Source organism: Leucobacter chironomi DSM 19883 (assembly GCF_000421845.1).
Classification (GTDB): domain Bacteria; phylum Actinomycetota; class Actinomycetes; order Actinomycetales; family Microbacteriaceae; genus Leucobacter; species Leucobacter chironomi.
Window position 1 is genome coordinate 35,166 of sequence record NZ_ATXU01000013.1, and the last position, 18,094, is coordinate 53,259.

General features: G+C 68.2%; 14 protein-coding genes and 3 rRNA genes. 1 reads left to right on the forward strand and 16 read right to left on the reverse strand.

Translation table 11 applies throughout. The features are described from left to right. Positions 1-26: 26 nt before the first annotated feature. The 13 genes from scpB to H629_RS0112790 all read right to left on the reverse strand — a co-directional run bounded on the left by scpB (position 27) and on the right by H629_RS0112790 (position 13,340). Positions 27-764, reverse strand: coding sequence for an SMC-Scp complex subunit ScpB (scpB, locus tag H629_RS0112730; protein WP_024357626.1), 738 nt, complete (start codon positions 762-764; stop codon positions 27-29). Then, positions 757-1,662 (reverse strand): segregation and condensation protein A, encoded by a 906-nt coding sequence (locus H629_RS0112735; protein WP_029746979.1) that lies wholly within the window; start codon positions 1,660-1,662, stop codon positions 757-759. Before H629_RS0112735 ends, scpB begins: the two co-directional genes overlap by 8 nt. A gap of 47 nt (positions 1,663-1,709) precedes the next feature. Continuing rightward, positions 1,710-2,564, reverse strand: a complete 855-nt coding sequence (locus tag H629_RS0112740; RefSeq protein WP_024357628.1) for a ParA family protein — start codon at positions 2,562-2,564, stop codon at positions 1,710-1,712. Between the two features lie 115 nt (positions 2,565-2,679). Next, on the reverse strand, positions 2,680-3,780 hold the full coding sequence (locus H629_RS0112745; protein ID WP_024357629.1) for a site-specific tyrosine recombinase XerD: 1,101 nt from the start codon (positions 3,778-3,780) through the stop codon (positions 2,680-2,682). Next, the gene (locus H629_RS0112750) at positions 3,780-4,466 is read right to left on the reverse strand and encodes an NUDIX domain-containing protein (RefSeq protein WP_024357630.1); all 687 of its coding nucleotides are present in this window, start codon (positions 4,464-4,466) and stop codon (positions 3,780-3,782) included. The genes H629_RS0112745 and H629_RS0112750 overlap by 1 nt, the downstream gene beginning before the upstream one ends. Positions 4,467-4,471: 5 nt before the next feature. After that, positions 4,472-6,166: a CTP synthase gene (locus H629_RS0112755; protein WP_024357631.1), complete on the reverse strand. Its 1,695-nt coding sequence runs from the start codon at positions 6,164-6,166 to the stop codon at positions 4,472-4,474. Positions 6,167-6,221: 55 nt separating this feature from the next. Next, the gene (locus tag H629_RS0112760) at positions 6,222-7,484 is read right to left on the reverse strand and encodes an AI-2E family transporter (protein ID WP_024357632.1); all 1,263 of its coding nucleotides are present in this window, start codon (positions 7,482-7,484) and stop codon (positions 6,222-6,224) included. 25 nt (positions 7,485-7,509) lie between these two features. Further along, a complete protein-coding gene (gene recN, locus H629_RS0112765; RefSeq protein ID WP_024357633.1) occupies positions 7,510-9,198 on the reverse strand; it encodes a DNA repair protein RecN in 1,689 nt (562 codons plus the stop codon). Next, positions 9,195-10,127, reverse strand: a complete 933-nt coding sequence (locus tag H629_RS0112770) for an NAD kinase (RefSeq protein WP_024357634.1) — start codon at positions 10,125-10,127, stop codon at positions 9,195-9,197. The genes recN and H629_RS0112770 overlap by 4 nt, the downstream gene beginning before the upstream one ends. Further along, the gene (locus H629_RS0112775; RefSeq protein ID WP_024357635.1) at positions 10,124-11,050 is read right to left on the reverse strand and encodes a TlyA family RNA methyltransferase; all 927 of its coding nucleotides are present in this window, start codon (positions 11,048-11,050) and stop codon (positions 10,124-10,126) included. The genes H629_RS0112770 and H629_RS0112775 overlap by 4 nt, the downstream gene beginning before the upstream one ends. Then, complete coding sequence (locus H629_RS15505; RefSeq protein ID WP_169447480.1) at positions 11,037-11,186, reverse strand: hypothetical protein; 150 nt, start codon at positions 11,184-11,186, stop codon at positions 11,037-11,039. Before H629_RS15505 ends, H629_RS0112775 begins: the two co-directional genes overlap by 14 nt. A gap of 88 nt (positions 11,187-11,274) precedes the next feature. After that, positions 11,275-12,315: an HAD-IIA family hydrolase gene (locus H629_RS0112785; protein ID WP_024357636.1), complete on the reverse strand. Its 1,041-nt coding sequence runs from the start codon at positions 12,313-12,315 to the stop codon at positions 11,275-11,277. Continuing rightward, on the reverse strand, positions 12,315-13,340 hold the full coding sequence (locus H629_RS0112790) for a tetratricopeptide repeat protein (protein ID WP_029746981.1): 1,026 nt from the start codon (positions 13,338-13,340) through the stop codon (positions 12,315-12,317). The genes H629_RS0112785 and H629_RS0112790 overlap by 1 nt, the downstream gene beginning before the upstream one ends. 12 nt (positions 13,341-13,352) lie before the next feature. On the opposite strand from H629_RS0112790, the gene H629_RS14645 reads away from it, so the two are divergent. Beyond that, positions 13,353-14,180, forward strand: coding sequence for a hypothetical protein (locus H629_RS14645; RefSeq protein ID WP_152485722.1), 828 nt, complete (start codon positions 13,353-13,355; stop codon positions 14,178-14,180). A gap of 5 nt (positions 14,181-14,185) precedes the next feature. On the opposite strand, the gene rrf is transcribed toward H629_RS14645, so the two are convergent. From rrf to H629_RS0112810, 3 genes are all read right to left on the reverse strand, one after another. Further along, a 5S ribosomal RNA gene (rrf, locus tag H629_RS0112800) occupies positions 14,186-14,302 on the reverse strand. Between the two features lie 144 nt (positions 14,303-14,446). Further along, positions 14,447-17,549 (reverse strand): 23S ribosomal RNA (locus H629_RS0112805). Positions 17,550-18,029: 480 nt separating this feature from the next. Continuing rightward, a 16S ribosomal RNA gene (locus H629_RS0112810) occupies positions 18,030-18,094 on the reverse strand; the annotation flags it as partial.

An 18,094-nucleotide genomic window follows, 5' to 3' on the forward strand; every position in this document is an offset into this window, starting at 1 on the left:
GTCCACCGGGCCCGCCGGGCTCCTTGTCAGAGCGACTCATGCTCGAATCCTTCCGCGGGGTCGTCGAGCAGCGGCGCGATGGGCGGCAGCTCGGAGATGTCGTCGATGCCGAGGTGCCGCAGCAGCGCCTCGGATGTGCCGTAGAGCGTGGCGGTGGTCTCGGGGTCCTGCCCCACCTCGGTGATGAGCCCGCGCGCGAGCAGCGTGCGCACGACCGAGTCGACGTTGACGGCGCGGATCGAGGCGATGGCGCCGCGCGAGATCGGCTGGCGGTAGGCCACCACGGCGAGCGTTTCGAGCGCGGCCTGCGACAGCTTCGCGGGCGTCTGCTGCTGCACGAAGTCGGCGACCACCGGGTCGAGGCTCTCGCGCACGTAGAAGCGGTAGCCGCCGGCGACCTCGCGCAGTTCGAAACCGCGGGGCGACCCCGCTCCGGCAGCGGCGTCGCCGGAAGCGCCCGCGTCACCGGAAGCACCGCCGGAAGCGCCCGGGCGAACGAGCGCGCCGTCGTAGTCGGCGATGAGGCCCGCGAGCGCGGCCTTCACCTCGCGCAGCGGCCGGTCGGTCGCCGTCGCGAGCGCGACGACGCTCAGCGGTTCGTCGGCCACGATCAGCAGAGCTTCGAGCTGCTGCGCGAGGGTATGGGCCTCGCGGGCGCGCGCGAGCTCGGTCTCGGCCGCGTCCGCGCCGGGTCCCGCTCCGCTCCCGTCGCCCGGCTCCGGGGTCGCCGCCGGCCCGTGCATCGTCTCCACCTGCTCAGTCATAGTCGCTCCCCAGGGTAGCCAGTTCGTCGTCCGACCAGTGCTCACCGGTCCACTGCACGTACAGCTCGCCCAGCGGCTCGGCCTGCTCGAAGGTCACGGCGGCCCGCCGGTACAGTTCGAGGATCGCGAGGAATCGGGCCACGATCACGCCGCGCTCCCCCACCGCGTCGACTCCGGCGACGAGTTCGCGGAACGATCTCGCTCCGCCCCTCCCCGCCGCGGGTCGCAGCATCGCGACCACCACGGCGGCCTGCTCGCGGATCGACACGAGCGGGGCGTGCAGGTGGTCGAGCCCGACGGTCGGGATCTCGCGCGGCGCGAAGGCGAGCGTCGCGATCGCGGCGAAGTCGGCGGCCGAGAGCGCCCACGCGAGTTCGGGCGTGCGCTCGCGGTATTTGGCGTCGAGCGGCACGAGGCGCGGATGCCGCGCGCTCTCGGCGTCGAGGCGCGCCTGGAACCAGGCGCTCGCCTGCTTGAAGGCCCGATACTGCAGCAGGCGGGCGAAGAGCAGGTCGCGCGCTTCGAGCAGCGCGATGTCCTCGGCGTCGACGGCTTCGCCCTGGGGCAGCAGGCTCGCGATCTTCAGGTCGAGCAGTGTCGCTGCGACCACGAGGAACTCCGAGGCGCGGTCGAGTTCGACGATCCCCTGCCCTTCGAGCGATGCCAGGTAGGCGATGAACTCGTCGGTGACGAGGCTGAGCGACACCTCGGTGATGTCGAGCTCGTGCTTGCCGATCAGGTTGAGCAGCAGATCGAAGGGGCCGTCGAACACTTCGAGACTGACCCGGAAGCCGCCCCCGTCTTCACCGGTGGCGGCAGGGCTCGCGGCATCCGACGGGCTCGCGGCATCCGACGGGCTCGCCGGCGATGCCGGGGCGGCGGCGGCCGAACCGCCCATGGCTTCGCGTTCCCGGTGCTCGCCTGCAGACGCGGTCATGGCGGCGCTCAGGCGACGACGCCCCGCTGCACGAGCTCGCGGGCGAGTTTGAGGTAGGCCTCGGAGGCGGAGTTGGCGGGCGCGTAATCAAGGATGGGCTTCGCCGCGATCTGCGCATCGGGCAGCTTCACGGTGCGTCCGATGACGGTGTCGAAGACCTTGTCGCCGAAGGTGTCGACCACGCGCTCCAGCACCTCGCGCGCGTGCAGCGTGCGGGCGTCGTACATGGTCGCGAGGATGCCGTCGAGTTCGAGCGCCGGGTTGAGGCGGTCCTTCACCTTGTCGACGGTCTCGACGAGCAGCGCGACGCCGCGCAGCGCGAAGTACTCGCAGGCGAGCGGGATCAGCACGCCGTGGCTGGCGGTGAGCGCGTTGACGGTGAGCAGGCCCAGCGAGGGCTGGCAGTCGATGAGGATGACGTCGTAGTCGTCGGCGACCTTGCGCAGCACGCCGGCGAGGATCTGCTCGCGGGCCACCTCGGTGACGAGGTGCACCTCGGCGGCCGAGAGATCGATGTTGGCGGGGATCACGTCGAGGCCGGCGGTGTCGGTGCGCTGGATGGCCTGCCGCGGATCCTTCTCCTTGCCGAGCATCAGGTCGTAGATCGTGGGCACGTCGTGCGCGGGCACGCCGAGGCCGGCCGACAGGGCCCCCTGGGGGTCGAAGTCGACGGCGAGCACGCGGCGGCCGTAGCGCGCGAGCGCGGCGGCGAGGTTGATCGTGCTGGTGGTCTTGCCGACGCCGCCCTTCTGGTTGCACATCGCGATGATGCGCGCGGGGCCGTGCCTGTCGAGCTTCGGGGGCGGGGGGATGACGCGCTCGGGGCGGCCGGTCGGTCCCAGCTCAAACAGCGTGTTCGCCATGCCCGGCCCCTCTCTCATGCTCGCTAACGCTCCATCCTATCGCGCGATCGGATGCGGCTCGCCGTGCCCGCGGGTGCAACGCTGCGGAGGCGGCTCGCCGTGCGCGCTCAGCGACTCACCGCGCCCGCGGGTGCGACATCAGGTAGTGCTCGCGCAGCGTGTCCGCCGTCACCTGCGTGTAGATCTGCGTGGTGCTCACCGAGGCGTGCCCGAGCAGTTCCTGCACCGTGCGCACGTCGGCGCCGCCCGCGAGCAGGTGCGTCGCGAAGGAGTGCCGCAGGGTGTGCGGCGAGACCTCGGCGGTGATGCCGGCGCGTTCGGCGGCGGCGCGGATCACGAGCCAGGCGCTCTGCCGTGAGAGCCGCCCGCCGCGCGGTCCGACGAAGAGCGCGGGGGTGCCGTCGCCGCGCGCGGCCATCGCGGGTCGGGCGCGCACGAGGTAGGCGGCGAGCGCCCAGCCGGCATAGCTGCCGTAGGGCACGATGCGCTGCTTCGATCCTTTGCCCGTGACGCGCAGGAACCCGCCTTCGCCGAGCGCGCGCTCGGGATCGCCCCACGCGTCGCCGGCGCCGGGGGCGGCGAGCAGGTCGTCGATGTCGAGCGCGGTGATCTCGCTCACCCGCGCACCGCTCGCGTAGAGCAGTTCGAGCAGCGCGCGATCCCGTAGCGCGACGGGCTGGTCCGCGGCGGTGCCATCCCCGCCGCCGGCCGCGGCGAGCAGGGCTTCGACGTCGGCCACGGGCAGCGCTTTGGGCAGGCGCAGGGTGCGTTTCGGGGTGCGCACACCGCTGCCGGCGTGGCTCTCGAGCAGCCCTTCTTCGAACAGGAAGCGGTGCATGCCGCGCACCGTGGAGAGCCGCCGGGTGATCGAGGCCGGGGCGAGGGGGGCCGGCGCGCGGGTCGCGGCCGCGGCTTCGATGGCGGATCCGGATCCGGATCCCGTACCCGCCGCAGCCGCACCGCCGGCAGCGCCCACCGGCCCGGCCGCGCCTGCCCCGCCAGGCCCGGCCGCGGCGCCCCCGTTGAGTTCGGTCACGTAGGCCGACAGCGTGTCCGGGGTGACCTGCGCCAGGTCGTCGATGCCGTGCTTCTCGAGCCAGGCGGCGTAGGCGGCGAGGTCGCGCCGATACGCGGCGAGGCTGTTCGCCGAGAGCCCGCGTTCGAGGGTGACGTGGCGCAGGAACCGTTCGGCGCCCTGCTGCGCGGTGACGCCCATCAGCTGGAGCGCGCGCCTCGCGCGGCCTCGCGGGCGGTCCACGGCAGGTCGGGGTCGCGCAGCGTCGCCCAGCCGCGCGCCCGGGAGGCCCAGGCGGCGAGCGCGGCGCTCACCGTGACGGCGTTCTGCACCCGTCCCGCGAGTGCGGCCTCGACGACCTCATCGAGCGGCGCCCAGCGGGGCACGAGTTCGGCTTCTTCTTCGCCGCGCACGTAGTCGTGCTCGACGGGTGCGAGGTCTCGGGCGAGGAAGATGCGCATGGCCTCGCTCGTGCCGCCGGGAGAGAGGTACTCGTCGAGCAGCAGGTCCCAGCGGGCGGCCTGCAGGTCGGCTTCTTCGGCGAGTTCGCGCTGCGCGGCGCGCAGCCCGGGTTCACCAGGGGCGTCCATGAGGCCGGCGGGGATCTCCCAGTCGCGGTGCGCGATCGCGTGCCGGTACTGCTGGATCAGCAGCATCCGGTCGTCGGCGTCGAGCGCGACGACCGCGACGGCGCCGGTGTGGTCCAGGTAGTCGCGGGTGAGCACCTCGCCGCCGAACTCGAAGCGGTCGCGGCGCACGTCCCACACCCGCCCGCGCACGAGCAGTTCGCTATCGAGCACGGGCACCGCTGCGGGTTCGTCGGCGAGGGGTGCGGATCCGCCCTCGTACCGGGCGGCCCGCGCCGCCGCGACCTCCTCGCCGGCCACGATGACTACTCGGTCTCTTCGACCTCGAACAGCTGCGCGGCGTCGCGGCGCTCGATCGCGGCGCCCACCAGGCCCGCGAACAGCGGGTGCGGGGTGCCGGGGCGCGACTTCAGCTCGGGGTGCGCCTGCGTCGCGATGTAGAACGGGTGCACCTCGCGGGGCAGCTCGACGTACTCGACGAGCGCGCCGTCGGGGCTGGTGCCCGAGAACGAGAGACCAGACTGAGCGATCTGGTCGCGGTAGCGGTTGCTCACCTCGTAGCGGTGGCGGTGGCGCTCGCTCGCACTCGGCGCACCGTAGAGCTCGGCCGCGAGCGAGCCGTCGGCGAGCGCGGCTTCGTAGAGGCCGAGGCGCATCGTGCCGCCGAGGTCTCCGCCGTCGATGATGTCGACCTGCTCGGCCATCGTCGCGATGACGGGCACGGAGGTCTCGGGGTCGAACTCGGTCGAGGAGGCGCCCTCGAGGCCGGTCACGTTGCGGGCGTACTCGATCACCATGCACTGCAGGCCGAGGCACAGGCCGAGCGTGGGGATGCCGTTCTCGCGGGCGAAACGCAGCGCGCCGAGCTTGCCCTCGATGCCGCGGATGCCGAAGCCGCCGGGCACGCAGATGCCGTCGACGTCGCCGAGCGCCTCGCGCGCACCCTCGGGGGTCTCGCAGTCGTCGGAGGGCACCCACTTCAGCTTGACCTTCGTGGAGTGCGCGAAGCCGCCGGCCCGCAGCGCCTCGGTCACCGAGAGGTAGGCGTCGGGCAGGTCGATGTACTTGCCCACGAGGGCGAGCGTGACCTCGCCCTTCGGGTGGTGCACGGCATCCAGCACGGGCTGCCACCCGGTCCAGTCGACGTCGCCGGCGCGGTCGGTGAGGCCGAGATGCTCGACGATGGTCTGGTCGAGGCCCTGCTCGTTGAGCAGGCGGGGCAGGTCGTAGATGCTGGGCACGTCGATGGCGTTGACCACCGCGTCCTCGTCGACGTCGCACATGAGGGCGATCTTGCGCAGGTTGTCGTCGGTGACGGGGCGGTCGCTGCGCAGCACGAGCGCGTCGGGCTGGATGCCGATGGAGCGCAGCGCCGCGACGGAGTGCTGGGTGGGCTTCGTCTTCTGCTCGCCCGAGGCGCCCATGAACGGCACGAGGGAGACGTGCACGAAGAACACGTTGTTGCGGCCGAGCTCGTGGCGCACCTGGCGCGCCGACTCGAGGAACGGCTGCGACTCGATGTCGCCGACCGTGCCGCCGACCTCGGTGATGATCACGTCGGGGCGGGGATCCTCTTCGGCCTGCAGCCGCATGCGGCGCTTGATCTCGTTGGTGATGTGCGGGATCACCTGCACGGTGTCGCCGAGGTACTCGCCGCGGCGCTCCTTGGCGATCACGGTCGAGTAGATCTGGCCGGTGGTGACGTTCGCGGCCTGCGACAGGTTGATGCCGAGGAAGCGCTCGTAGTGCCCGATGTCGAGGTCGGTCTCGGCGCCGTCGTCGGTGACGAACACCTCGCCGTGCTGGAACGGGTTCATGGTGCCGGGATCGACGTTGAGGTACGGATCCAGCTTCTGCATGACCACGTGCAGCCCGCGCGCGGTGAGGAGATTGCCGAGACTGGCGGCGGTCAGCCCCTTGCCGAGCGAGGAGACGACACCCCCGGTCACGAAGATGTGCTTGGTGATGCCGGTCTGGTCCGCGCGCTGCTCTGTTCCCACGGGCTTCGATCCTATCAGTTGAATGCGGTCATGCGAACGGGCACGTTGAAGACGGCTAGCGCAGCTCCTGCCGGGGCATCCACACCTGTTTGATGATCATGAGCACCATGGCGGTGACGGGGATCGAGATGAGGGCGCCCAGCAGGCCGAGCAGCGTGCCGCCGGCGAGCGCGCCGATCACCACGAGCGAGCCCGGCACCGACACCACGCGGTTCATGATGCGCGGCGTCAGCAGGTACGACTCGATCTGCATGTAGATGAGGTAGTAGGCGGCGGCGATGATCGCGGTCATGGGCGAGTCGAAGAGCGCCACGGCCGACACGAGCACGGTGGCCAGCACCGAGCCGATGAGCGGGATGAGCGCGAGGAAGAACACCCCGACGGCGACGAGGCCCGCGAAGGGCACGCCCACGATGGTCATCATGACGAAGCCGAGCACCGCGTTCGTGAACGCGAGCACCACCATGCCGCTGACGTATCCGCCCACGGACTTGGTCACCTGCTCGGTGATGTCGATGACCTTCGCGCGGCCCGAGCGGGGCACGAGCGAGTAGAACGCGCGCTTCACGCTGCGCAGCGAGGCGAGCAGGTAGAGGGTGAGGATCAGCACGATCAGCCCCGCGGTGAGGCCGTTGGCGATGCCGATGCCGGCCTGCCACACGCCGCCCGCCATCTGCGCCAGGTTCTCGGGGTCGCCGATGAAGTTCTGGCCCATCTTCAGCAGTCCATCGAAGTCGATGAACTCGCCGAATCGGCTGTTGATATCGATGAACCAGGGCTGGTTGTTCAGGTCTCGCACCAGGGCCGGGGCGCTGCGCACGAGCAGGGTGACCTGGTTCGCGATCATCGGGATGATGATGCCCAGCAGCACGCCGATCACCAGCACGAAGCTGCCGAACACGATGCCGATGCCGAGCGGTCGTTTGATGCCGCGGCGCTCCAGACGGCGCACCACGGGGTCGAGGCCGAGGGCGATGAAGAGCGCGGCGGCCACGTACATGATGATGGTGCTGAGCTGCCCCACCATCGACCCGAACAGCAGCGCGACGAGCACGCCGAGCGTCACGGTGAAGCCGAGCTGGAACGGGCTGCGCACCACGAAGGCGCGCGTGTGCGCCTTCGCGCGCTCCTCCCGGGCGTCGACCGCGGCTTCGCGCGCGTCGCGGTACATCTCGCGGGTCTCGGCGTCGAGCTGCTCGAGGTCGGCGTGCACGACATCCGGGTGCGTGTCGAGGTACTCGGCCTTCGCCGCTTCGTCGTCGTTGAGCGTCGGTTTCGTAGCGCCGTCCGACGAGCGGCGGCCGAAGAACTTCACCATGCCTGGAGCGTAGCACCTGCCGCCGTCACGGCTCGCGCAGCGCGAGCAGTTCTGCGGCGTGCTCGAGAGCGCTCTCGGAATCGCTGAGTCCGGACAGCAGCCGGGCCATCTCGGCGAGGCGCGCTTCGCCGTCGAGGCGGCGGCAGCTGCTCTCGGTGAAGCCGCCGGAGGAGTCCTTCACGACCTGGAGGTGGTTGCCCGCGAAGGCGGCGACCTGGGCGAGGTGCGTGACCACGATCACCTGCGAGGATCGGGCGAGGCGGGCGAGGCGGCGGCCGATCTCGATGGCGGCGGCACCGCCCACGCCGGCGTCGACCTCGTCGAACACGAAGGTGGGCACCGGGTCGACGCCCGCGACGACCACTTCGAGCGCGAGCATCACGCGCGAGAGCTCGCCCCCGGAAGCCGACTTCGCGATGGGTCGCGGCTGTGCGCCCGGGTGCGGCGCGAGCAGCAGCTGCACCTCGTCGCCGCCGGCGCTCCCGAGCGCGTCGAGTGGGGCGACGCGCACCACGAACTCGGCGTCGGGCAGCGCCAGCTGCCGCAGCTCGACGGTGACGAGTTCGGCGAGCCTCCCAGCGGCGTCGGTGCGCAGCTCGGTGAGCCGGGCGGCAAGCGAGCGCTCCTGCTCGTCGAGCTGCGCGAGGCGCGCGGAGAGCTCGTCGATGCGCTCGTCGTCGCCGTCGAGTTCGGTGAGGCGGCTCGCGGCGTCGGCCGCGTACGCCACGACCGCGGCCGAGTCGGCGCCGTACGCGCGGAACAGCCCGTTCAGGGCGGCGAGCCTGTCGTTCGCCTGCGCCAGCTCCCCCGGCCCTTCCTGGTCGAGATCGGCGGCGTAGGCGGCGAGCTCGCGGGCGGCGTCGGCCAGTTGGAAGCTCGCACTGCGCAGCGTCTCGAGCACCGCTTCGAGGCGATGGTCGTGACCGGCGACGCGCTCGACCTCCCGCACGGCCTCGTCGACGAGCGTGCTCGCGTCTCGGCTCATCGGGTCGTCGGAGTCGGTCGCGAGCGCCTCGTGCGCGGTCGATGTGGCCGCTCGCAGCGCTTCGACGTTGCTCAGCAGGTCGATGCGCTGCACCAGCTCCTGCTCCTCGCCGGCCTGCGGGTCGACCGCGGCGATCTCCTCCAGCTCCGCGCGCAAGCGCACGGCCTCGGCGGCGCGTTCGTCTCTGGCCGCTGTGAGTTCGGAGACGCGGGCGCTCAGCGCCTGGCGCTCGCGGTGCGCCGAGCGGTACTCGCGCAGCGTCTCGGCGAGCGAGTCGCCTCCGAAGCGATCGAGGGTGTCGCGCTGCGCCGACGCCGACCGCAGGCGCAGTTGCTCGGACTGCCCGTGCACCGCGAACAGGCGCTCGGCCAGCCGCGACAGGCTGCCGACCGGGGCGCTCGTGCCGCCCACGCTCGCACGGCTGCGACCCTCGGCGTTCACGGTGCGGCTGAGCACGAGCTCTCCGTCTTCGAGATCGCCGCCCAGGTCGTCGACGATCTCGGCCACCGCGGTGTCGGAGGTGCGCACGATGCCGCCCACGCGGGCCTGCGATGCACCGCAGCGCACCGCCCCGGCATCGCTGCGTTCGCCCATCAGCAGCCCGAGGGCGCTCACGACCATGGTCTTGCCAGCACCCGTCTCGCCCGTGATCGCGGTGAATCCGGGCCCGAGCGGCAGTGTCGCGTCGGCGATCACTCCGAGATCCCGGATGTGCAGCTCTTCGATCACGCGGCGCCTCCGTTCTCGCGGCGCGAGCCGCGCCAGCCCGAGACGGGGAGGTGGAACTTGCGCACCAGGCGGTCCGAGAACACGGCCTCGTTGAGCCGGGCCAGCCGCACCGAGTGCGTGGATCGGCGCACGCGCACGACGGAGCCCGCCGGCAGCTCGGTGCGGCGGCGGCCGTCGCACCACATGACGCCGGGGCCGATGTTCTCGGGCAGGATGCGCACGCTCAGCTCGGAGTCGACGCCCGTCACGAGAGGGCGGTCGAAGAGCGCGTGCGCGGCGATCGGCACCATCAGCATGGCCTGCACGGTGGGCCAGACCACGGGCCCGCCCGCCGAGAACGCGTAGGCCGTCGAGCCGGTCGGGGTGGCCAGCACCACGCCGTCGCAGGCGAAGTTCGACACGGGCAACCCGTCGACGCCGATCTCGACTTCGAGCATCCGCCGCCGCTTCTCGACCGAGGCCTCGTTGAGCGCCCACGTCTCGGCGATCACTTCGCCGTCGCAGGTGGCCTGCACGTCGACGGTCATGCGCTCCTCGACCTCGTAGTCGCGGCGCAGCACGCGGTCGATCGTCTCGGCGAGGTCGTAGTTCTCCATCTCCGCGAGGAAGCCGACGTGCCCCAGGTTGACGCCCACGATCGGGCACTCGGATCCGCGCAGCAGCTCGGCTGCGCGCAGGATGGTGCCGTCGCCGCCGAGCACGATGGCGGCCTCCAGTTCGTGGATGCTCACGTCGCGGCCGAGCTCGGGGATGCTCTCGACGTTGAGATGCGGTGCGAACTCCTGCCTGTCGTGCTCGTCGAACACGGGTTCGGCGTCGGCGGCGCGCAGCGCCGAAACGGCGGCCACGGTGGCCGCTACGGCCTCGTCGCGGTGGGTGTGGGAGACGACGAGGAAGCGCCTCGTACCCGCTGCATGCGCAGTGCTCATGGCTCTCCGTTCGCTCGGTTGCGGGGACGGGATCGGGCCGGCGCTTCGCGTCCAGCGCCGTCGCAGAGCTCCGCGATCCGCCCCTCCCATTCTGTCGGATGCGCGTCGCCCGCGCCTGCGAAATGCACCAGGAACTCGCGGTTGCCGGAGCCGCCGGAGATCGGCGACGGTGCCAGGCCGCGGGCCGCAAGACCGTGCTCGTGCGCGGTGCGCAGCACCGTGCGGATCGCTTCGGCCCAGAGCGCCGGATCGGCGACCACGCCGTCGCGCACGCGACCCACCTCGAACTGGGGCTTGATGAGCAGCACGAGGTCGGCGCCGGGGGCCGCGCAGCGGGCGATGGCGGGCAGGATCAGGGTGAGCGAGATGAAGGAGAGGTCGGCGACCACGAGCGTCGGGGCCTCGGCCACGCCGGTGTCGGCAGCCAGGTTCTCCGGGGTGAGCTCGCGGGCATTGCGCCCCTCGACGAGACGCACCCGGGGGTCGTCGCGCAGATCGGGCACCAGCTGATCATGCCCCACGTCGATGGCCAGCACCGTCCGTGCATCGCGTTCGAGCATCACCTGGGTGAAGCCGCCGGTGGACGCACCGAGGTCGAGCGCGACGCGGTCGGCAGGGTCGACGCCGAATGCGTCGAGGGCGGCCAGCAGTTTGTGGGCGGCGCGGCTGACATAGTGGTCGGCGCCGGCGACCGCGATCCGTGTTCCCTCGCCCACTCGGGTGCCGGCCTTCGTGACGGCGGCGCCGTCGACGAGCACGCAGCCGGAAGCGATGAGCTCGGCCGCCTGGCTGCGGGAGCGGGCGAGGCCCAGCAGCGGCAGCGCCCGGTCCAGCCGTTGCGCGTCTCCCCGCCAGGCCGCCTCGGTCGTCGCAGGGTGCGCAGCACTCGCGGCGCTCGCGGCGCTCTCGTCAGGAACCGCCATGGTCGCCCCGCTGCAGCTCGGCGAGGAGCTCGTCGTGCAGCTGCTCGAACCCCGACGCGCGCTGCTCCAGCGGCTGCGCCTCGATCACGTCGATGCGCCCGAGCAGTCCGTCTTCGCTGTGGGGCTCCCTGTTCATGCGTCCAGCCTAGCCGCGGCCGCCGACACGCTCACGCACGGGACATGCCTCGGCCGAGCTCCTCGGGAAGCTCAGCCTCGGAAGCGGCTCAGCGCCAGTGATCCTCGTACAGGATCTCGGGCACCTGCAGGCCGTAGATCGCGAGACCGGATCCCCACACCGCGGCGCATCCGGCGCGCAGCAGATCGATCGCCGAATCGCCCTCCGCGACGACCCGCGCGACGTGCCCGTCCATGCGCACTTTCGCGGAACCCACCTGCATCGTGCCGTCCTTCAACTGCTCGGCGGTGGGGTACGGCTCGTGCAGCTCGGCGAGGGTGGCCACGATGTAGTCGGGCTGCATGTCGCGCGACGCGGCGATGAGCTGCTTCGGCCGGTCGACGCCGGTGAGCACCTGCAGCGACGGAATCCCGGCCGCACGCGCGCCCTTGATGTCGGTGTCGAGCCGGTCGCCCAGCATGAGGGCGTTGCGCGTGCCGAAGCGGTCGAACGCAGCCTCGAAGATCGGGGTTTCGGGCTTGCCCGCGAACACCGGCAGCCGCTGCACGGCCGTGTGCACCGCCGAGACCAGGGTGCCGTTGCCCGGTGCGAGCCCGCGGGCGACGGGGATGGTCCAGTCGGTGTTCGTCGCGATCCAGGGCAGCGGATCGCGACCCGGCTGATCCGCGAGGGCGAACGCCGCTTCTGCGAGGTGCGTCCACCCCACATCGGGGGCGAAGCCCTGCACCACTGCGGCGGGTTCGTCGTCGGCGCTGCGCGTCACTTCGAAGCCGGCCTTGCGCAGCTCGTCGACGAGGCCCTCGCCGCCTACCACCAGCACGCGCGAGCCGGCGGGCACCGTCTCGGCGAGCAGCGCGGTCGCGGCCTGGGGCGACGTCACCACGTCTTCGGGGCGAGCCCGCAGGCCGAGGCTCTGCAAATGCTCGGCCACCGAGACGTCGGTGCGGGCGGCGTTGTTCGTGATGTAGGCGAGGCGCGTGCGCTCCGCGGCGAGATTCAGCTGCTCCACGGCGCCCGGGATCGCCCCGGGTCCGCGGTACACGACGCCGTCGAGGTCGGAGAGCAGCAGCTCTCGCCCCTCGATCGGCGCGGCCCCCATGGGGGTGCGCTTCTTCCCGAACAGCGCCACTACGACCGGTCCTCGGTGTTCTCCGGCTGACTGACTTCGCCGATGCCCGCCTCTGCGAGCAGTTCGGCGACCTCAGCCGCGATCTCGTCCTCGGCGGCCGAAGCGCTCTGCTCGCGGCCCTCGGCGGGCGACACGGCATCGGCGACCGACTCGGCATCGGCGCCAGACTCGACACCGCTGCGCTCAGCGTCCGCATCGGTGTGCTCGGTATCCTGCTGCTCGGGAGCGGAGCCCGCTGAGGCGGGCTGAGCTGCCGCAGCGTCATCGCTCGCGTCATCTGCGTTGTCGATATCGTCCGCAGCGTCGGCATCCTCCGCGGCGTCGATCTCCTCGTGGGACTCGTGGATCTCGAAGACCTCGAGCTCGTCGAGCGAGCCCAGGTGGTCCTGCAGGGCGCCGGCGGCGCGATCGGCGTGACCGTACCACTCGCGCGCCTCGTCGTCGCGGCCGAGGTCCTCGAGGACGGCGGCGTAGGCGCCGAAGAGCTCCGGGCTCCAGGAGAAGGCGCGCTGGGGGTTGAGCTCGGGGATCTCGAGCTCGAAGAGCGCCTGCTGCGTCTGACCGAGGTCGAGACGGGCACCGGACATCGCGATGGCGAGGTGAACGCGCTGCTCGGTGTCGAGCTTCGAGGTGTCGGCTTCGAGGCCGGTCTCGAGCGCCTTCTCGGGGCGGCCGAGGCCGCGCTCGCTGTCGACCATCAGCGCGAGATGGCCGTCGAGCCCGCTCAGGCGGCGGTAGGTGCGCAGCTCGCGCAGCGCCAGGGCGAAGTCGCCGGTGCGGTATGCGGTGATCGCGAGAGTTTCGCGCGCCACGGGGATGCGACCCGCGCGCCGGCTCGCCGAGAGGGCGTGCTGGTGCGCGAGCGCGGGATCGTCGTCGATGAGCAGCGCCACCATCGCGAGATGGCGGGCGACTCGCTCCTGCACGTCGACCTGCAGCGTCTTCAGCTCGTTGCGAGCCGCCGGGTGCAAATCGTTGGGTCGGATGTCGTCCGGGATCACCGGATCCTGGTGCTCCGCGCGCACGGGTCGAAGCTCGTGCTGCAGGCGCTCGGCCTCCGTGTATTCGCGCTCTCGGCCGCCGCGATCGCTGCGCCCGCCCCCGCGGGTGCCGCCTCGACCGTAGCTCTCCTGGCGACCGCCCTGCGTGCGGTCGCCGCGGAAGCCGCCGTCTCGGCGATCGCCGCGGTCGCCACGGGAATCGCCGTCACGGCGGAAGTCGCCGTCGCGGCGGGGCGCGCGATCGTCGCCGTCGCGACGCGGACGCCGGTCGTCGCCCCGGAAGTCGCGCTCGCCACCACGGGAAGGGCGACGCTCTCCGCCGCCCTGATACCCGCCGCGCTCGCCACCACGACGGTCATCGCCATCACGACGCGGACGCCGGTCGTCACGGAAGTCGCCCTCACGACGAGGCCGGCGCTCCTGACCGCCTTCGCCACCACGGTACGGACGACGCTCGCCCCCACGGTCACCGACGCGATCGTCGCGGCGGTCGCCCCGGAAGCCGCCGCCGTCGCGCTGCGGGCGGCGGTCGTCGCGGAAGTCGCCATCCCGGCGAGGTCGGCGGTCATCACGATCGCCGAAGTCGCGGCGCTGGCCGCGATCATCGCGACGCGGGCGGTCACCGTTCGAGTACCGCGAGCCGCGGTCGTCGCCCGAGCGGGCACCACCGTCGCGGCGCTGACCGTAGTCGCGACGCTGGTCGTCGTTGCGCTTTCGGGGGCCGCGATCCGCGGATTCGTCCCGCTGGGGTCGTTCGTTCATGGAGGCCTCCCGAAAGTGCGCTATCGAATTACAAGTCTACAAATGAGAAGAGGGCCGCACAGTGAGCGCCAGCATTGGCGTTCACTGTACGACCCTCTGTAAAGGGTGTCCGGCGGTGTCCTACTCTCCCACGAGGTCCCCCTCGCAGTACCATCGGCGCTGTCAGTCTTAGCTTCCGGGTTCGGAATGTGACCGGGCGTTTCCCTGACGCTATGGCCGCCGTAACTCTATCAACATGTCGACACAAACCATCCCGCAAGGGGGTGGGTTGTGGGCCGTCTGTTGGGAACCACAAAGTGGACGCGATACATCGTTACGTTAATTGCTTACTTCCACCCACACCAACCCAGGGGGTGGTGTTGTGGGGTGTTATCAAGTCGTCGGCTTATTAGTACCAGTCAGCTCCACACGTTGCCGTGCTTCCACATCTGGCCTATCAACCCAGTCATCTACTGGGAGCCTCTCGAACCGAAGTTCATGGAGATCTCATCTTGAGGCCGGCTTCCCGCTTAGATGCTTTCAGCGGTTATCCATCCCGAACGTAGCCAACCAGCCATGCCCTTGGCAGAACAACTGGCACACCAGAGGTCCGTCCAACCCGGTCCTCTCGTACTAGGGTCAGATCCTCTCAAATCTCCAACGCGCGCAGAGGATAGGGACCGAACTGTCTCACGACGTTCTAAACCCAGCTCGCGTACCGCTTTAATGGGCGAACAGCCCAACCCTTGGGACCAACTCCAGCCCCAGGATGCGACGAGCCGACATCGAGGTGCCAAACCATGCCGTCGATATGGACTCTTGGGCAAGATCAGCCTGTTATCCCCGAGGTACCTTTTATCCGTTGAGCGACAGCGCTTCCACAAGCCACTGCCGGATCACTAGTCCCGACTTTCGTCCCTGCTCGACCTGTCAGTCTCACAGTCAAGCTCCCTTGTGCACTTACACTCGCCACCTGATTGCCAACCAGGTTGAGGGAACCTTTGGGCGCCTCCGTTACTTTTTGGGAGGCAACCGCCCCAGTTAAACTACCCACCAGGCACTGTCCCAGAACCCGATCAGGGTCCGTAGTTAGATATCCAATATGACCAGAGTGGTATTTCAACAACGACTCCACGATAACTAGCGTCACCGCTTCACAGTCTCCCACCTATCCTACACAAGCCACACCGAACACCAATACCAAGCTGTAGTAAAGGTCACGGGGTCTTTCCGTCCTTCTGCGCGTAACGAGCATCTTTACTCGTACTGCAATTTCGCCGAGTTCACGGTGGAGACAGCTGGGAAGTCGTTACGCCATTCGTGCAGGTCGGAACTTACCCGACAAGGAATTTCGCTACCTTAGGATGGTTATAGTTACCACCGCCGTTTACTGGGGCTTAAATTCAAAGCTTCGGGCGAACCCTAACCTCTCCTCTTAACCTTCCAGCACCGGGCAGGCGTCAGTCCGTATACGTCCACTTGCGTGTTGGCACGGACCTGTGTTTTTAGTAAACAGTCGCTTCCCACTGGTCTCTGCGGCCACCACACCCTTTCCCAAGCAAGTTGGTATAAGTGGATGGCCCCCCTTCTCCCGAAGTTACGGGGGCATTTTGCCGAGTTCCTTCACCATGATTATCTCGATCTCCTGAGTATTCTCTACCTGACCACCTGAGTCGGTTTGGGGTACGGGCAACAGCAAACCTCGCGTCGATGCTTTTCTTGGCAGCATAGGATCACCAGCTTCCCCATACGGGTCCGCATCACGTCTCACCCAAAGAACCGATCTCTTAAACCGATTCGGGCTACACGCTTACACCGGGACAACCATCGCCCGGCACTGGCTACCTTCCTGCGTCACACCTCACGCTCACCACCCCAGTTCGGGTTCACAGCCGCCACCCCGACATCACCCGAAGGATCCATCAAGGCTTTGGTTTGTTTAGCACTACTGGTTAGGTCTTTGACGGTTTACCGCCGGTACGGGAATATCAACCCGTTGTCCATCGACTACGCCTGTCGGCCTCGCCTTAGGTCCCGACTTACCCAGGGAAGATTAGCTTGACCCTGGAACCCTTGGTCTTCCGGAGGACGGGTTTCTCACCCGTCTTTCGCTACTCATGCCTGCATTCTCACTCGTGTGGCATCCACGACTGGATCACTCCGCCGCTTCACTCGCCACACGACGCTCTCCTACCCATCCAACGAACTGAACCACGAAGGCTTGTCTATACGCTGAATGCCGCAACTTCGGTGGTGTGCTTGAGCCCCGTTACATTGTCGGCGCGGAATCACTTGACCAGTGAGCTATTACGCACTCTTTCAAGGGTGGCTGCTTCTAAGCCAACCTCCTGGTTGTCACAGCAACTCCACATCCTTTTCCACTTAGCACACGCTTTGGGACCTTAGTTGGCGATCTGGGTTGTTTCCCTCTCGACTATGAAGCTTATCCCCCACAGTCTCACTGCTGCGCTCTCACTTACCGGCATTCGGAGTTTAGCTGACGTCAGTAACCTTGTAGGGCCCATCGGCCATCCAGTAGCTCTACCTCCGGCAAGAAACACGCAACGCTGCACCTAAATGCATTTCGGAGAGAACCAGCTATCACGAAGTTTGATTGGCCTTTCACCCCTATCCACAGCTCATCCCCTCAGTTTTCAACCTAAGTGGGTTCGGCCCTCCACGCGCTCTTACACGCGCTTCAGCCTGGCCATGGATAGATCACTTCGCTTCGGGTCTAGGACACGCGACTGAATCGCCCTATTCAGACTCGCTTTCGCTACGGCTACCCCACACGGGTTAACCTCGCCACATATCGCTAACTCGCAGGCTCATTCTTCAAAAGGCACGCCGTCACACCTACAAGGGTGCTCCGACGGATTGTAAGCAAACGGTTTCAGGTACTTTTTCACTCCCCTCCCGGGGTACTTTTCACCTTTCCCTCACGGTACTAGTCCGCTATCGGTCATCTGGGAGTATTTAGGCTTATCAGGTGGTCCTGACAGATTCACACGGGATTTCTCGGGCCCCGTGCTACTTGGGATACACACCACGCAGTGCCACCATTTCGGATACGGGGCTCTCACCCACTCCGGCCCGCCGTTCCAAGCGGTTCTCCTATAGCTACACATTCACGTCCGAGACTCAGCAGCGTCTCGAGGTATGTCCCGCAACCCCGATCGTGCAACCCCTGCCAGGTATCACACACGACCGGTTTAGCCTCATCCGGGTTCGCTCGCCACTACTACCGGAATCACATGTTGTTTTCTCTTCCTGTGGGTACTGAGATGTTTCACTTCCCCACGTTCCCTCTACCCGCCCTATATATTCAGGCGGGAGTCACCAGGTACGCACGCGCCCTGGCGGGGTTTCCCCATTCGGAAATCCTCGAATCACAGCCCGTTTATCGGCTCCCCGAGGCTTATCGCAGATTACTACGTCCTTCTTCGGCTCCAGATGCCAAGGCATCCACCGTTTGCTCTTAGAAACTTGAAATCACATAAGCATTTATCGAAACACACACCCACCACAAACCCGAAAGCCCATGGCCGGTGTGCGACCAATGAAATTAAAGTATCAACCAACCCCAACCCACAACCCGCCCCACAAAGGAAACAGAATCATGATTTGACGTTGGCTAGATGCTCGCGTCCACTGTGTAGTTCTCAACGTACGGCCGATCCCACCATCATGGACAACACGTTCCATGACCGCGGGCCAGAAGAAACCCAGTCCACCCACCCCCAAAAGGAGGCGAATCGGCTGGTCTTCCAGGACCCAATAGTATGCACCTGCCGCAACCCCGCTCACACACCCCCACGTTCCAACATCATCTCCACGAAGAAGACCATGCGTACTAGCGCAGGCGAGCAAACAAGCTTGCTTGTTATATGTTCCACCCATGAGCGACTCGCAACGAACGTTTGTCGTTGGTCGAGTCATTCTGCGACAGCAGTGCTGTCGAGTGCTCCTTAGAAAGGAGGTGATCCAGCCGCACCTTCCGGTACGGCTACCTTGTTACGACTTAGTCCTAATCACCA

Coding starts and splice junctions, on each gene's coding strand:
- H629_RS0112775 (WP_024357635.1), bottom strand. CDS start 11,050: ATGGCGGTTCCTGACGAGAGCGCCGCGAGCGCCGCGAGTGCTGCGCAC.
- H629_RS0112770 (WP_024357634.1), bottom strand. CDS start 10,127: ATGAGCACTGCGCATGCAGCGGGTACGAGGCGCTTCCTCGTCGTCTCC.
- H629_RS0112740 (WP_024357628.1), bottom strand. CDS start 2,564: ATGGCGAACACGCTGTTTGAGCTGGGACCGACCGGCCGCCCCGAGCGC.
- H629_RS15505 (WP_169447480.1), bottom strand. CDS start 11,186: ATGAACAGGGAGCCCCACAGCGAAGACGGACTGCTCGGGCGCATCGAC.
- scpB (WP_024357626.1), bottom strand. CDS start 764: ATGACTGAGCAGGTGGAGACGATGCACGGGCCGGCGGCGACCCCGGAG.
- H629_RS0112745 (WP_024357629.1), bottom strand. CDS start 3,780: ATGGGCGTCACCGCGCAGCAGGGCGCCGAACGGTTCCTGCGCCACGTC.
- H629_RS0112735 (WP_029746979.1), bottom strand. CDS start 1,662: ATGGGCGGTTCGGCCGCCGCCGCCCCGGCATCGCCGGCGAGCCCGTCG.
- H629_RS0112760 (WP_024357632.1), bottom strand. CDS start 7,484: ATGGTGAAGTTCTTCGGCCGCCGCTCGTCGGACGGCGCTACGAAACCG.